The sequence below is a fragment of the Fulvivirga sp. M361 genome (assembly GCF_007097395.1).
In the GTDB taxonomy this organism is placed as follows: domain Bacteria; phylum Bacteroidota; class Bacteroidia; order Cytophagales; family Cyclobacteriaceae; genus Fulvivirga.
In genome coordinates, this window is the sequence record NZ_VKDC01000004.1 from 189,345 (window position 1) to 204,609 (window position 15,265).

Consider the following 15,265-nt stretch of genomic DNA (forward strand, 5'->3'; position numbering starts at 1 on the left):
TTTAAAAGCGTGCCGGGAAACCACTGATGTAAGGTTCAGGGTTAAATTGAAGTTATTGCAATATCTACAACATTCTGAATGAGTAACTTATACAAATAATTGGATTTCCCTTAAGGGGAAACCCTGAGATCATTTGCAGTACTGTTGGATAAAGTAATCTGCTTTTTTATCCCCTAATTGTAATGCTTTCTGCCAACTTTCACACGCAGGGGCGTTTTGCTTGAGGCGATAATGTACATTGCCTTTTACTTTATGAAAAGAGGGTTCTGAGCTGTCCAGTTCAACCGCTTTATTGATAGGCTCAAGCGCTCCTCCAACGTCTCCAACAGCCATTTTGACATTGGCAAGATCGTAGTAAGCCCGTGCATCTTCCGGTGTAAGTTTTATGACTTTATTATAATCGCTGATCGCACCCTCATAATCTTCTGCTTCTTCTTTTAGATAGCCCCGATTGTAATAAGCATCAGGATTATTCGGCTCTGCTGAGACGGCATTATCCAGATCTTGTATGGCTGCCCTGGGATTCCCCAGGTAGGTATTGGCCCTGGCCCTGTCGATGTATAATGAGGCTGTGTTTGTACCTTGCTTCAGCAGTTTGTCAATATCCTTGACAGCAGCAGCATAATCTTCATTAGCGATAAGCGCCTTTGCCCTGTGTTTATATAATTCAACATCTTTATTTCCCAGCTCTATGGATCTGTCGTAGTATGAAAGCGCCCTGACATAATCATCCTGCGCATAATAGGCCTCTCCCAGATAAAAGACAACCTGAGGATTTTCCTCGTCGGTTATTTTCTCAAAACGTGCTAAACTCTCTATGGCGCCTTCGAAATCTCCTTTTTTGTAGTATGTTTCTCCCCTGTTCTGATATGCCTTGGCATACGTATCATCGATAGAAATGGCCTTGTCAAAGTTAGAAATAGCCTCATCATATCTTTCTAATAGCTGGTGCGCCTTACCGCGGTTATTGTATACCAATGCATTATCGATACCATTGGCTATAGCCTGATCATAGTCTTTAATAGCACTTTCGTAGTTCTTTACACGAAACTTTGAATTGCCACGGTGATAGTAGGCAGAGCCATAGGCATCGTCTGACTGAATGGCCTTATTCAACGAGGAGATGGCTTCTTCAAAATCTTTTCCTTCGTAGTAGGCATGCCCCAGGTTATGAAGCGTTTCAGCATCACTGACACCGGCCGCTACGGCACGTTTCAGGTCATTGAGGGCCCCACTATAGTTTTCCATTTCGTATTTGGCATTTCCCAGGTGTTTTAGTGTCTTGTTATCCGCCAGATCGCTATTGGCTGCTTTTTCCAGATCCGGTATCGCATTTTCGAAGTCTCTTGACAGGTAACGTGCGTTCCCTATGCCATAAAACAGCAGTTTATCATTTGCCCCTAGTGAGCGTGCTTTTTCCAGGTCGGCAAGAGCGCCCGTATGATCGTTGGTCTCAAGCTTTGACACCCCGAGGTAAAGGTATTCTTCTTTACCTCCCTTACCCGTGCTTACTACTGCATTCAAATCAGTGATCGCTTCCTTGTAGTTCTTTTGAAGATAGTTTGCCGTACCTCTATTCCGTAGTGCCACCTGGTAATCAGGCTTTATTTGTAATGATTTATTATAATCAGCCAGCGCACCGTTGACATTGTCGTTAAGCATTTTAGCTTTACCACGGTTATTGTAAATTATCTCATCGTTTGCCCCGGCAGTAATAGCGGCATCATATGAAAGGATCGCTTCTTTGAAGTTTTTGAGGCGAAACTGAGCATTACCCAGGTTGTAATATAACTCCTGTCCACCGGCCCCTTTTGCGGTCGCTTTTTTGAGCAGGTCTATTGCCTGATCATATACTTTCAATTCATAATTGGCCAAGCCCATCTTACGGAGCACTTCTGCGGAGGCTTTACCGGCTGCTTGCACACGACCCAGGTCATCCAGCGAAGCCTGATATTTTTTAAGCTCAAATTTGGCATCACCTCTTTTCTCAAAGACCTCCATTGATTTCATGCCAAGGTCCTCAGCTTTGTCCAGATAAGTGGCCGCACCTTTATAATCTTTTTCATCATAGCTGATCAATCCCCGGTAAAGGAATACCTCTCCTACTTTTATGTCTTCTTTAATGGCACGGTCCAGGTACTTTTTTGCCTCATCCTTTTGTCCCATTTGATAGTATGACAACGCCAGCATCTTCACCACAGATTTAGTCATACCTGAGGCTTCTTTAGCAGATTCCAGATCAGCTACCGCTCCCGGATAGTCTTTTAAGTCAAACTTCAGCTCACCTCTGCTGAGCAAGGCTTTTCCATAATCAGGACGAATGGCGAGTGCCTTATCATAGTCACTCAGAGCAGCTTGCTTATTTCCACTAAGTATTTTCGCCTTACCTCTATTGTTAAAAATGACCGGATCAGTACTTTTTAGCGCTATAGCTTTATCATATGAAGCAATGGCGTCGGGGTATTCCTGTTTCTTGAAATGCAGATCACCAAGTATCTTAAAAGCAGTGTAATCTGAAACACCCGCATTCACCGCTTTTTTAAGGTCTTCAAATGCCCCATCAGTATCTTTGGAATTATACAGGGACATCCCTCGCATGAAGAATATATTGGGATCATTTGCCCCTGCGGCAATGGCTTTTGCCAGATAATCAGCCGCAGACTGATAGTTTTTGGTTTCATAAGCCGATGTACCCAGCATTAAATCTAATTCTCCTACGGTAGAACCAGTCGTTTCCGCTTTTTGTAAATAACTGAAGGCCTCCTTATAATTACTTGTTTTGAAGTAAGACACCCCTAACATTTCATTCAGCTTTTCATTTTTGGACCCGCGTTGAATAGCAGACTTTAGTGTTTTAACGGCAGTTTCATATTGCTCCAGCTTATAATAAGCTATTCCCAGCTTTTCATAGTGTTCTGCCTCTAAAGGCACCTTGGTTTTAAGCTTTTCCAGATCTTCTTTCACCTCTGACCACTTGTCCAATGAAAAATAGGCTTCTGCCCGGTTTTCGAGCGCTTTACTGTAGTCCGCCTTTAACTCCAGTGCTTTGGAGTAATCAGCTACGGCTTCCCGGGGCTTATCCAGTTTAAACCTGGCTTTACCTCTATTATTAAATATAACATGATCAGTAGCTGTTACCGCCAAGGCCTTATCATAGTTAGCTATAGCCCGGTAGTACTCTTCCTGTTTGAATTGCAGATTGCCGAGATAACTGAAAGCCTCATAGTTAGTAGCGCCTCCTTCTATCGCCCTTTGCAGGTCGGGTAAAGCACCTTCTTCATTCTTTAGTTGGTACCTTGCCAATCCGCGATACAGGTATACATCCGCTGTATTGTTACCCTTATTCAAAGCCTCCGAAAGAGTAGTTTCTGCTGCTGAATAGTTTTTCGTTTGGAAATATATCTTCCCCAGGTTAATGGGTAATTGCTTGTCTTCCAATCCGGCGCGTTGTGCCTGTTCGTAGTAAAGCGTTGCTTTTTTTATATCTTCCTGTGCATAATAAGCATTCCCAAGGTACAATTTCAACAGATCATTTTTACTCCCGCGTTGAATGGCACTTTCCATGTCCTTAATTGCGTCCGCAGGTTTGCCGGCCTGATAAATACTAATGGCTTTTCTCTCAAAATTATCCGCTGTCACTTGTCCGCTCTTGATCAATTTTTCATAATCGGTCTTTGCCGCTTCCCAGTTTTTCAACTCATATTGCGCCAGGGCACGGTTCTCAAGTGCTTTTGTATATCCGGCATCTGCTGACAACGCTTTATCATAGTCCTGTACTGCACCTGCGAGGTTCTTTAGGTTGTACTTGGCTTTACCGCGATTATTAAACAGTGAAGCGTTGTTTAAACCTGCGGTAACGGCACGGTCGTAATACTTTACTGCATCGTTATAATTATCCAACCGAAACTTTGCATTCGCCAGGTGAAAGTAAGCCTGGGGCTCATTAAAACCCATATCTATACCTTTTTCCAGATCTGCAGCGGCACTCTGATAGTCTTTTAACTCATATTTGGTAAGCCCCCGATAGCCGAAGAGATCAGCTGTATTTATTCTGGCCTTCAATGCCGCATCAAAATCAGATTTAGCCTCTTGATATGCTTTGGTTTGGAAGTAGGCTATACCTCGTTTTACCAGTACTTCTTTATCACTGAATTTAGAGTTGATAAGTTGGCTGTAATCCAACAGTGCACTTTTGTACTCTCCCTTATTCAGCTTTTCATTCGCCTTGTTGTAGGTATCGAGCAATGGATCGTCCTGCGCAAAAATTTCCGTAAATAGTCCTGTACATATAAAAATGAAAAGGATGCCAAATGTCTTTTTCATACCGATTAAAAAATTGACTACTAGTAAAGTTATTAATTTAACTAATAAATATGGAATTCGCCTAAAGGGACTTTATATCTAAAACAGGTATCAAATGAAGTTTGTAAGGACCTATCATCACCTTAAGCGGGTTTTGTTCAAAATTAGCTTTACTAACTTCGCTGTTGACCCTCAAGCAATAGCATCACAAATGATGCAGCTCGTTTAACACTTTCAACACATTATTTTTATAAATGCGGCCAATAGGCAGCTCCTTACCCGGCACTTCCACTGCTGAAGCGGAAAAGGTCTCAATCTTACCAATGGGCACTATAAAGGAACGATGGATGCGTAAAAATGAGTCTTCGCTCAACTTTTCTTCAAAATAACTGATGGTTTGATGTGTAATTACATCTTTGGCAGGAGTTTTTACACGTACGTAATCCTTGAGACTTTCTATGTAAAGGATGTCTTTAAGCATCACCTTTACCATCTTTTTATCTGCCTTTAGGTACAGGTAAGGGTCATTATCCGTGGCATTTGCCTCTTTTTCCCTGAACCCACCATTGCCGGTCATTTCCTGTCGATATATTTTACTTACCGCTTTGAAAAAACGCTCAAAGGAAATTGGCTTTAAAAGGTAGTCTACCACATCTAACTCATAACTTTCAAGAGCATACTCGCGATATGCCGTGGTCAGGATTACTTTCGGTGGGTTTTTAAGTGTCTTAAGGAAGTCTATCCCTGTAAGTCTGGGCATTTGAATATCCAGAAAAAGTAGGTTTACCGGCTGCTTTTGCAAAACTTCAAACGCTTTGATCGCATTGTTACAACTACCAATAATCTCCATATTATCCAGGCGATTGAGGTAAGATTCTATGATCTCTACAGCCAATGGTTCATCGTCTACTATCAGGCACTTCGTTTTCATAATGTTATACTATTTAAGCATCCTTACAAGGGACCAAACCAGGTCTTTTTAGGGTTTAAAATGAACCATCAATCCGCTTTTACTACATTTTTGTGTGACTGCATATCCATTTTTAAAACGATCAGGTAGGACTCAACGGTATCCAGGGTTTTTAGCTCGTAACCACCTTTATACAATAATTCCAACCTTCTTTTCACATTTTTCAATCCTATCCCTTCTCTATATTTCTGTTCATCTTTACTTAGCTGATTGCTTTTACTATTGTCCACCTTTAAGGTAAGCAGGCATTCTTTAATGGTTAGATCAATACTCACCCAGGCGTCTTCAATCTCATCACTGACACCATGTTTAAAACTGTTTTCTATAAATGGAAGCACCAGCATGGGTGCTATGTCATGATCACGTGTATTACCGGATATATTCAGCGATATGTCCAGACGGTTACCATAACGGAGTTTTTCCAACGACACGTAATTTTTGAGTAACTCAATCTCTTTCGAAAGCGGCACACGATCCGTATTGCATTCATAAAGCATATAGTTTAACAAATGAGATAGCTTTAAGACAACTTCCGGGGCTTTTTCAGATTTCTTTAAGGTAAGTGCATACAGGTTATTCAAGGTGTTAAAAAGAAAATGCGGATGTATTTGCGATCGTAAAAATTTGAGTTCGGCGCTTAATTTATCTTCCGCAAGCTGCCGCGTAGCCTGCTGGTTTTGGTACCAGTGTTTAAAAAACTTGATCAATGTTGCCAATACCACCACCGGATATACATACGTGGCGGATTTCAATATTTTGTTAGGATACCACAAAGGGCCTATATCTTTTTCCGGCCAGAATATAGGCGCCTCCCCATAATAATAAGTGAGCCAATGCATAAAACCTGCTACCAACAAGACCAGGCTGGTCAGAGAGAAAAACCTGAGGTATTGCTCGGTAAGCAGAAAGCGGGGCAGAAGTATGTAAATGGTGATATAAGTAGCCAGCAGCTTATTAGGTAGGTAAATAAGTTGCAGCCTGAACTGGCGACCATAATCTTCATCAAAACTGCCGTACAACACAGCAAAAAAAGTAATAAAGGTAAGCCAAAACAAGATGTGTTTTCCTAACCTTGGAATTCGCTGATAATATGTAATCAGGCTTGTTTGCATTATCTATACTATCTGTTAACTATGGTCAGGCGTGCTTTTCCTGAATCTTATGGCAGGATCCAATTTCACAACACTCAACTACAATAAAATTAATCGTGTTTAAGCTGGGAAAGTTGTATGTCAACAGATATTTCGACCAACGACCCCTTCCAACATATTAAAAGCGTCGTTTAATGTGTAAAAGCGCTTCAACCGCTTTGTTCCTGGTCTACAGATGTAGGTCAGATCATAAATTAACATATTGTATTGATGAGAGCACAGTTGTTTTGATCGTGTGTAAGGCATCAACCCGGTCTGGGATAAATAAAAAAACCGGGTGAATGACCCGGTTTTAATAATGTACAGCTTGGCTTTCGGAGAAATTTATATTTGATAAATGATCTTAATAGAGCTTTTGGGAATACTTCGTCCATCTCGTGTAATCACAAAATCATGCTTCAATCCGACGATAGTATCAACGATTGTTTCATAACCTTGATTAATGGCTCTGATGATCTTTACTTTTCTTTGATAGAAGTTTCCCAAAATCAATGCTCTTTTCAGCTTGATTTCTTTTCCTTCCTGGTTTAATTGTAGGTTTTCCATAGCGCTATGTTTATTATTAAGTAACCGTAACAACGATTAAAATGTTGGCCTTAGTATGTATTAATCGTCGAAATAACCTATGGTGTCGACCAGACGTCAATTAACCCGTTCTTCATTTTGACTGATCTGTTGAGGCTTAAACAATACTAAGCTTAAAAGCTTTCTTTGCCAGCACGGTACCATTTACCTGGACCTCCAATAGCTGCTCACCACCATAATAACGACGTGTTGTAATAGGTGTAATCCGGTGTTCTTTCGAAAAACGCTGACTTCCACCGGGTTCCATTTTACTGGTAGTCAATTTAAATACTTTGGGCGTATTGGAACCATTGGCTTTTTTAAAGTGGATGATGTAGTCAACCGCTATGTGGCAGGCTTTAGCACCTTTATTGGTCAACGTAAAAGTGAACTGAATACCTTCTCCTAACTGTATGCTGTCGTTTTGTAGTATAAAGTCTGATAGTTGTACCTCTGCTTTGGTAAAACCCAATATATCGAGTGCATCTGTATTTCCTGATTTCACAAGACTCCTGAGTCCTTGTTTTACTATCCAATGCGTTTCTTTAACATTAAGTCCCCAGCGTTGGGCAATACCTATTACAACATCCGGGTTATCTTTTGTAATGTCATTTAAATTATTGGCTACGCTTTTCCGCACATAATCAGAAGAGTCTGCCTTAAGGTTTTCAAGAATAGGAATGATCCTGATGGGATTTGCTTTAAACCCTGGCAATGCCATGGCCCAGGGTAAGCGTGGACGACAGCCTTCACTGGACAGCCGCCGAAGATGATGATCAGCATGTAAAGACCATTCATGCATTTTACTCATCGTTTCTTTTTCATAAGACATTATGAATGGTCTTATCGCAAATTCACTACTGGAGTACTGCGTAAATAAGGCCAAAGCATCCATTGATTCATTCCAATGGTTCAAACCATAGTGTTGTACATAGTCAGGAAAGACCATACCATCAAACCCGGTAAACGTGTGCACTACTTTTGAAAGAATATTGACCGCTTCCGGAAAACTTTCAGGCAGTTGTTTATGCAGTTGTTGGCTGATATGGGTCATACGCCCTTTTAATTCCAGGTCTGTCCATATGTTATTTAATACATCTTGTGTAAACTGTTTAGCGTTAAAGTGTTCATATTCCTCTTGTAATGAGTTACCTAACGCTGTAATAAATGGAGGTTGAAAAAATTGGTTTTTGAGTGGTTCTGCCATAGTAATTATTTTAAATAGCGCTGCCCGAAAATAAAGACAGCGCCATATGCTTGGTTATTTCACGGGATAACGAATGATCGTTTTTAACTTTTCAACGGCTGTCTTTCTCGGGTCAGTAATATAGATTTCATGATGATGACCGTTGATCTCAAGTCCTTCTTCAGCGGCAAAGGCAAATATTTTTTCCAATGTCGGACCTTCTTCTTCGTAACTTCCAACATGCAGTACCTGAATAGACCTGCCTTCATTCAGCGGTTTGAATTCCACCTCACTGATCTGAGACTGTTGCTTTTTTTCTATTGAGATTTGAATAGCACTTTCTACTTCCTCCGCTTCTACATATTCCGGCATTGGGATCACTATATTCCAGTGCCACTCCTCTCTTGGCGTTTGCTCAAAAGTGAGAGGTCCTTCCGCCCACCATTGCGCCTCCATTTTGGGCACCACGAAATCTTTCTCTTTGGACTTATATTGGAATTTAACCGTATATGCTACGGAATAAATGGCCTCTATAGCTTCAAGAAATCGCACATCCTCGGGAGCAGAAACACCATTGATCATTAAATAGTTATAAGGTTTGACATTCACTATAACAGGCTCCCGTCCAGCTTTATAGTAGTCCTTATCTGCCTTGATCAAATCCAGCTTAGTGGTATTTTCTAAGTCAAACGATTCAAAATGGTCCATAAATTTGATTTCTTCAAATGCCTTCATGAATTCTGCCAGTTCTTTCATTTTTTCCACCTTCTTGGCTGCGTCCAGCGCTTCTTCTATTGAATTCCACTTGACCAGATCCATAAAAACTGTGGTATGTTCTGCAGAACGAAAGGTCTGGTATTCTATCAAACCGGGCAGTTTTTGTATATGCCCCCTGGCCTTTGCCAGTACTTCGTGATAGTTATCTTCATAATCTTTTTTGATTTTGTAAACTACCAGTTCATAAACGGCGGTTTCTTTTGCTGTCACTACTGCTGTCATGATCATTAAAATTAGAATTGTTAGATGTTTCATGTTTTTTCAGTAAAGAAAACAGGGGGTAGTGACAACCCTATGTCAGCAGGATTTGAGAAAAATGAAAAAAATTGAAAAAATACGGAACACTGTTTTCGTCCGGCGAAGAAACCTTAGAAAAATGTACGGAGGACGGTTTGGAGCACAGTGCTCCATGAATAACCCATTTCCAATGGTATCAGTCTTACAAGCAAAAAGAAGGCTTTAAGGTATTAAAAGAAAATGCCACCTGGAAAACTACCCACAATGTTTATACTTAAATAAGAGTGCTCATCAGAAATAAGTACTATCTATTAAAAAAAATGAAAAAATAAGGCTAGCCAACTTTTCAAAGGTCTCGCAGCTATGCCGGTAGCCCTTGCCATTGGTATTTATTCAATTGCCTGGTTTTTCGGCATGCTCTAAGGCTGAATGATGCACATGAGCCTGCTTTAGTAATAAAATCACCCGATCTTTCAAGGTCTGAGGTGCAACAATAGTTGCCTGATCACTAAACTGGAGCAACCAATGGGCAAAGTTGCGATGATCAGCCGTCATAAATTTCATTTCTTCGTAATCAGCTGCTTTGGTGCTTTCTACATAGCCCATAAAATATTTTTGCTCATTGATGTACGGGGTCACCGCGTGTGTGAATCTTATGGTAACTTCCTGCAGTTCCGACCCTTGCATAATAGTAGTCACATAGTCTTTATAGTCTGAATGCCTGGAAGGTTCAAAAGCCTGAGCTGTCATTGATAATTTCATGATGCGATCTGAACGAAAGTCACGCAAATCATTCCTGAGTTGGCAGTATCCTATTAAATGCCAATGCCTGGAATAATAACAAAGGCTCAAAGGCTCAACATTACGATTGGTAAAAGCGCCATTATAATTCGAGAAGTAATCAAAGTTGATGACCTTTTTCTGTGCCAGAGCATTCTGTATTTCAGTCAAAAAATGATCGGGAAAGGATGCATCGGTATTATTCATTGTTTCAGGTAAATGGATTACTTCAATACTATTTTCAATGCTTTCGAGATAATCTTTCTCTTCCAGTTTTAACGCCGAACGAATTTTAAGCAAGGCATCACTTAGGTGTTTTTTAATGGATCGGTCTGTCAGCTTTTCGGCCAATTTGGAAGCCATAAGTAATGAACCAGCCTCTTCTTTTGAAAATTTTACCGGCGGCAAGCTGTATCCTTCCATTAGAAAATAGCCCACTCCGGCTTCAGCGCCTATGGGTATGCCGGCCTCTTCCAGCGCACGCACATCACGATACACCGTGCGAAGGCTGATATCAAAACGATCGGCAATTTCATGGGCCTTCACTATTTTTTTACTCTGTAATTGAATCAATATTGCTGAAAGACGATCGATCCGATTCATTGCTCTGCTCTTTTTTTAAGTGCTTCATTCATCATTACGAAACCTGCACGGGTACCCACATCCAGTTTTTTCCAGAATAGCGGCACGAGTAAACCGCTGAATTGTTCTTTTTGAATAAACAGGTGCTGCCCGTGCTCTATTTCTTTGATCTCAAACCTATGGTGTCCGTCGAACAGCCCTGCCATCAAAAGCTGGCCTAACCAGGCAAATTCTTTCTCCTTTTTGAAAATGGTCACCCTTGGGGTAAACCGCATCGTTTTTGCTTCACCTGTTTGAATTGTCACTTTCAAACGTTCTCTCAAATGGGCGCGGCCAATGACACTTATCACAAAAGGATTCCATTCGGGATATAGGTCAAAATCCATTAGAACGGACCAGATTTTTGATGCAGGTGCATTGATCTGAATTTCTGTATACAATTCTTTCATGTTATCAAACGGTAATTTAAATGCCTGCTATTTATACTTAGTTCGTCCTTTGTCTAATGATCCACTTCGGAAGCATCCGGGACAACCTTTTACTTTATATTGACATTTTCAAACGCTTATGAACATGCCATGACCTTATCAATAACAAAACCACAATGGGAATGAGTGCTTCGTGCATATTTTGAGGCCAGAAAAACCATCCTATCAATGTTATCGCCTGAAGGATGACAATTGCCTTGAAATAAATTGACTTAAAAGTATTCCATCTACTGCTCAGCAGTAACAAGCCCATGGGAAAATGGAGAGGAAAGGCCCATAACAGATTCATATTTCGTGCAGCAGCCTTATGGTCCGTAGCTATCCATAGCAAAAATAGTAACCATCCTATCAGTCCTATGATACTGAACAGTACAGCATCAATCCCTAAAAAAGCTTTCTTCTTTTTATATCCTGTAAATGTGATGAATACACCAGCTACCAGTATGAGTGTAAATACTACCATGGGAGTAAAAAAGCTTTCTGAAACGGTTACTTCCCTGGGCGTATAACTCATTACTTTCTCCTTTACTAAAGGTACGCTCTGACCATTATGAATAATACTGGCATGGTCAAATCCCGATTCCACATAGTCCGGGAGGAACATATACATAAAAGGTGTCGCCTTTACATCCATGGGCAATCCAAGGCATATATCTATCCCAAGATCACCCCATGGCTGGTACTGAAGATATACATCCGTAAGGTCACGAATACTATAATCTGTAGTAATGTAAGAACCATCAAAAGAGACACTTCCCGGCAAAGCTTTTTCCAGCACATCACGCACCCTGGTAGCACAGTTATCATAGAAGTAGTCATAATAGTAATACATATTTTCCGGCTTGGCATTCCATACCAGATACTCAAAGAGTTGTTGCTGCTGTATTGAATCCAGATTGAGTACTTGTTCGTGTATGTAGCGATTTTCATAGGAATAGAAATTAGCCACCCTGGAATAATCACTCACAGCCACTCTGTAGTTCAGGAACCCGCGGGCAAAATTCAAATAGAAGTTAGGCTGATCAAAGTTAAATATGCCATAGTTATAGAAGTCATCTATTCTGTTGACCGGGTCATACACCCTTATGCCGCTATGCCCAAAAGCAGAATAAAGCTCTCCCTGGTAAGGACCAACGGTTATTACGCGTATATCTGCTTTGTTTGACAATTTCACCTGGCTGTGAACATTGAAGCTAAGGAGCAGAAGAAGCAGGGAGTAAAATGTTTTCATCTTGTGAATATACTACGAAAGAAGCATTTGAATGTTGAGAAAACAAACCATAAAGGACACATCTTTTCAGAACACCGTTTCTTACCTGAACCGCCAAGGATTGTTTAGCTGATATTTCATAATTTCACCATGTGAATGCAAACCTCAGAGACGGCATTAATTTTACTTCTAAACTTACTTTAAGAAGAGCGGGTAATATGGTCAAAGTTATTGGTAGCTATCTCTATTCGAGACTTACCCGAAGGCCGGTACATAAAGGCATGCCGATAAGCATTTCTTTTGAGCCTACTACCTCGTGTAACTTAAGGTGTCCTGAGTGTCCGAGCGGACTCCGATCTTTTTCCCGGCCTACCGGAATGCTGGAGGAAGGGCTGTTCAAAAAAACAATTGATGAATTGCAGGACACACTTATGTACCTGCTATTTTATTTTCAGGGTGAGCCTTACCTGCACCCTCAGTTCTTAGACCTGGTCCAGTATGCTTCTTCGAAACATATATATACAGCCACTTCTACCAATGCGCATTACCTGACGGAAGAAAATGCCAGAAAAACAGTAGAATCAGGCCTGGACCGGCTCATCATTTCCATTGACGGCACTACACAAGCCACCTACCAGGCCTACCGGGTAGGCGGACAACTCGAAAAAGTAATTGAGGGAACAAAAAATGTAATAAAATGGAAACGTCAACTGCGATCAAAGACTCCTCATGTGATCTTTCAATTCCTGGTAGTTAAACCCAACCAGCACCAAATCAATGAAGTGCAAAAATTAGCACACGAGCTGGGTGTGGATGAAATAGGTTTAAAAACAGCCCAAATTTATGATTATGAAAAGGGATCTGACCTGATCCCCACCATTGACCGGTATTCCAGGTATGTGAAACAGGCCGGTGGTAGTTATAAGATTAAGAACAAACTGCTCAACCACTGTTGGAAGATGTGGCATAGCTGTGTAATAACATGGGATGGAAAAGTAGTGCCTTGCTGTTTTGATAAAGATGGCCATCACGCCTTAGGAGAGGTGGCCAAAGGCTCTTTTAAAGCATTATGGCACGGGAAAGCATATCAACAGTTCAGATCTGCTTTACTTGGTTCACGAGCTGAGATAGAGATGTGTAAAAATTGCACGGAGGGGACCACCGTTTGGGCCTGATCTTGGAAAGGTAAAATTTAAGATCCTGGCAACTTGACAGTAGATTTCAAAGAAGGTGCTGTAGAAGCTTTTGATCCGCAATTACAATTTGAGGCACAGCCTCCTTCTCTTTTTGTAGCCTTGAATAAAAAAGACCCCAGATAGACCAAAGCACCCGTAAATAATACTCCTACAAATACTTCCTGCATAGTGTTATAGAAACTTCAATATAAATACTTTAGTTCGATTTTCCCCAGAATTCCTGTATCGTTTGTAACATTTGGGGATGAACCGGGCCGGCTGCTACTATTTGCCTTCCAAATATGGCCTCTTTTCCACCATTGAAAGTGGTCACTTTACCCCCTGCCTGCTGTACAATAAATGCACCCGCCGCTACGTCCCAGGCATTTAGATTATATTCAAAAAACCCTTCAAACCGTCCGCAAGCTACGTAAGCCAGATCCACCGCAGCACTGCCCATACGCCGTAATCCATGGGTTTTATGCATAAAGGTATTCAGCACCTTAAGGTACTCGTTCATTTGATCGAAGTTATAATATGGAAAGCCTGTAGCCAGCAGGCTGTCTTGCAAATCTTCTACAGGTGACACGGAAATCACCTCGTCATTACAATATGCCTGTTGATCTTTTACTGCGTGAAAACACTCATCTCTATTCACTTCATGTACTACGCCAGCCACAATTTCATCGTAGTGCATGAGTCCTACACTTATCGAAAAAACAGGTAATCCATGCGTGAAATTAGTGGTGCCATCCAGCGGGTCAATGATCCAGTTATAGGCCTCCCGGCGAGTGTTATCGGTACCTTCTTCGGTGATGAAACCAGCTTCCGGCAATATTTTACGACACGCTTCCACCAAACTACGCTCAGCTTCTTTGTCCACATAAGAAACCAGGTCGTTGAGGCCTTTATGTTCTATTTTATCCTTACTGAAGTTTTTACTTTCGTTCCCTATGAAACGGGCCACTTCACGGCAACTCTCACGAACAGATTGGTTGATGGATATGAGGTCTTTCATTCGCTTACACTTACTGACTTAATGTTCAATTGCAAATATGTAAATTGAAAGCATAGTGAATTATATCTATCGCCTTTTTTGTACGACGAATGATGCTTATCATTTTTTGAGGGAATACTTTTACTCCAGTTTATAGTCTACTGTTAAAGATCATTTTCCGTGCAATACAATGACTATCTCTCCTTTGATAGGCCCCTTATCAAAATGTTCCTTTAATTCTTTTAACGTACCATTCACTGTTTCTTCATGCATTTTAGTGAGTTCGCGTGAAACGGATGCCTGCCTTTCCTCTCCACAATGCCGGATCAGTTGGTCCAGGCATTTCACCAACCGGTGTGGTGATTCATATAATACAACAGTTCTATCTTCATCACTTATCCCTTCAAGGCGCGTTTGTCTTCCCTTTTTATGAGGTAAGAAGCCCTCAAATATAAATTTGTCAGAGGGCAACCCGGATTTGACCAGTGCAGGAACAAAGGCCGTAGCCCCCGGAAGGCATTCTATCTGTATCCCGTTAGCCAGACATTCTCTCACTAACAAAAAGCCCGGGTCGGAAATAGAAGGAGTACCTGCATCCGACATTAAAGCCATGACTTTACCTTCCTGCATGGTTTGCACCAGGGAGGCTACGGCTTTATGCTCGTTGAAAATATGGTAACTGCGAAGTGGCTTGTTAATGTCATAATGTTTCAGGAGCTTTCCCGAGGTACGGGTATCTTCTGCCAGGATAACATCCACCTCTTTAAGAATACGCAATGCCCTAAGTGTGACATCTTCCAGGTTACCTATAGGCGTAGGTATCAGGTAAAGCTGAGTTAACACGGT

12 protein-coding genes are annotated in these 15,265 nt (G+C 41.2%); 1 reads left to right on the plus strand and 11 read right to left on the minus strand.

All coding sequences use genetic code 11. The features are described from left to right. Positions 1 to 129: 129 nt before the first annotated feature. The 9 genes from FNH22_RS04465 to FNH22_RS04505 form a co-directional block, all read right to left on the minus strand. Positions 130 to 4,323 (minus strand): tetratricopeptide repeat protein, encoded by a 4,194-nt coding sequence (locus FNH22_RS04465; RefSeq protein ID WP_143397136.1) that lies wholly within the window; start codon positions 4,321 to 4,323, stop codon positions 130 to 132. 184 nt (positions 4,324 to 4,507) lie between these two features. After that, positions 4,508 to 5,233, minus strand: a complete 726-nt coding sequence (locus tag FNH22_RS04470; RefSeq protein WP_143397137.1) for a LytTR family DNA-binding domain-containing protein — start codon at positions 5,231 to 5,233, stop codon at positions 4,508 to 4,510. 68 nt (positions 5,234 to 5,301) lie between these two features. After that, the gene (locus FNH22_RS04475) at positions 5,302 to 6,384 is read right to left on the minus strand and encodes a sensor histidine kinase (RefSeq protein WP_143397138.1); all 1,083 of its coding nucleotides are present in this window, start codon (positions 6,382 to 6,384) and stop codon (positions 5,302 to 5,304) included. A 363-nt stretch (positions 6,385 to 6,747) separates the two neighbouring features. Continuing rightward, positions 6,748 to 6,969, minus strand: coding sequence for a hypothetical protein (locus FNH22_RS04480; protein ID WP_143397139.1), 222 nt, complete (start codon positions 6,967 to 6,969; stop codon positions 6,748 to 6,750). A gap of 136 nt (positions 6,970 to 7,105) precedes the next feature. Further along, entirely contained in the window at positions 7,106 to 8,194 is a 1,089-nt protein-coding gene (locus FNH22_RS04485) for a DNA alkylation repair protein (RefSeq protein ID WP_143397140.1), read from the minus strand. A gap of 54 nt (positions 8,195 to 8,248) precedes the next feature. Then, on the minus strand, positions 8,249 to 9,205 hold the full coding sequence (locus FNH22_RS04490) for a GyrI-like domain-containing protein (protein ID WP_143397141.1): 957 nt from the start codon (positions 9,203 to 9,205) through the stop codon (positions 8,249 to 8,251). Positions 9,206 to 9,580: 375 nt separating this feature from the next. Continuing rightward, on the minus strand, positions 9,581 to 10,570 hold the full coding sequence (locus tag FNH22_RS04495; RefSeq protein WP_143397142.1) for a YafY family protein: 990 nt from the start codon (positions 10,568 to 10,570) through the stop codon (positions 9,581 to 9,583). Next, the gene (locus FNH22_RS04500) at positions 10,567 to 10,998 is read right to left on the minus strand and encodes an SRPBCC domain-containing protein (protein ID WP_143397143.1); all 432 of its coding nucleotides are present in this window, start codon (positions 10,996 to 10,998) and stop codon (positions 10,567 to 10,569) included. The genes FNH22_RS04495 and FNH22_RS04500 overlap by 4 nt, the downstream gene beginning before the upstream one ends. Positions 10,999 to 11,092: 94 nt before the next feature. Beyond that, positions 11,093 to 12,268 (minus strand): DUF4105 domain-containing protein, encoded by a 1,176-nt coding sequence (locus FNH22_RS04505; RefSeq protein WP_143397144.1) that lies wholly within the window; start codon positions 12,266 to 12,268, stop codon positions 11,093 to 11,095. A 131-nt stretch (positions 12,269 to 12,399) separates the two neighbouring features. On the opposite strand from FNH22_RS04505, the gene FNH22_RS04510 reads away from it, so the two are divergent. Further along, positions 12,400 to 13,422, plus strand: coding sequence for an SPASM domain-containing protein (locus FNH22_RS04510; protein ID WP_143397145.1), 1,023 nt, complete (start codon positions 12,400 to 12,402; stop codon positions 13,420 to 13,422). A 217-nt stretch (positions 13,423 to 13,639) separates the two neighbouring features. Here the strand turns inward: FNH22_RS04510 and FNH22_RS04515 are convergent, their stop codons facing one another. Together FNH22_RS04515 and rsmI are read right to left on the minus strand one after the other, a co-directional pair. Then, positions 13,640 to 14,440, minus strand: coding sequence for an inositol monophosphatase family protein (locus FNH22_RS04515; RefSeq protein ID WP_143397146.1), 801 nt, complete (start codon positions 14,438 to 14,440; stop codon positions 13,640 to 13,642). Between the two features lie 150 nt (positions 14,441 to 14,590). Then, complete coding sequence (rsmI, locus tag FNH22_RS04520; RefSeq protein WP_143397147.1) at positions 14,591 to 15,262, minus strand: 16S rRNA (cytidine(1402)-2'-O)-methyltransferase; 672 nt, start codon at positions 15,260 to 15,262, stop codon at positions 14,591 to 14,593. Positions 15,263 to 15,265: the final 3 nt, after the last annotated feature.

Bases quoted from the DNA above. Each gene is read 5' to 3' on its own strand.
- FNH22_RS04475 (WP_143397138.1), bottom strand. From the start codon at position 6,384: ATGCAAACAAGCCTGATTACATATTATCAGCGAATTCCAAGGTTAGGA.
- FNH22_RS04500 (WP_143397143.1), bottom strand. From the start codon at position 10,998: ATGAAAGAATTGTATACAGAAATTCAGATCAATGCACCTGCATCAAAA.
- FNH22_RS04505 (WP_143397144.1), bottom strand. From the start codon at position 12,268: ATGAAAACATTTTACTCCCTGCTTCTTCTGCTCCTTAGCTTCAATGTT.
- FNH22_RS04485 (WP_143397140.1), bottom strand. From the start codon at position 8,194: ATGGCAGAACCACTCAAAAACCAATTTTTTCAACCTCCATTTATTACA.
- FNH22_RS04480 (WP_143397139.1), bottom strand. From the start codon at position 6,969: ATGGAAAACCTACAATTAAACCAGGAAGGAAAAGAAATCAAGCTGAAA.
- FNH22_RS04495 (WP_143397142.1), bottom strand. From the start codon at position 10,570: ATGAATCGGATCGATCGTCTTTCAGCAATATTGATTCAATTACAGAGT.
- FNH22_RS04465 (WP_143397136.1), bottom strand. From the start codon at position 4,323: ATGAAAAAGACATTTGGCATCCTTTTCATTTTTATATGTACAGGACTA.
- FNH22_RS04490 (WP_143397141.1), bottom strand. From the start codon at position 9,205: ATGAAACATCTAACAATTCTAATTTTAATGATCATGACAGCAGTAGTG.
- FNH22_RS04515 (WP_143397146.1), bottom strand. From the start codon at position 14,440: ATGAAAGACCTCATATCCATCAACCAATCTGTTCGTGAGAGTTGCCGT.
- FNH22_RS04470 (WP_143397137.1), bottom strand. From the start codon at position 5,233: ATGAAAACGAAGTGCCTGATAGTAGACGATGAACCATTGGCTGTAGAG.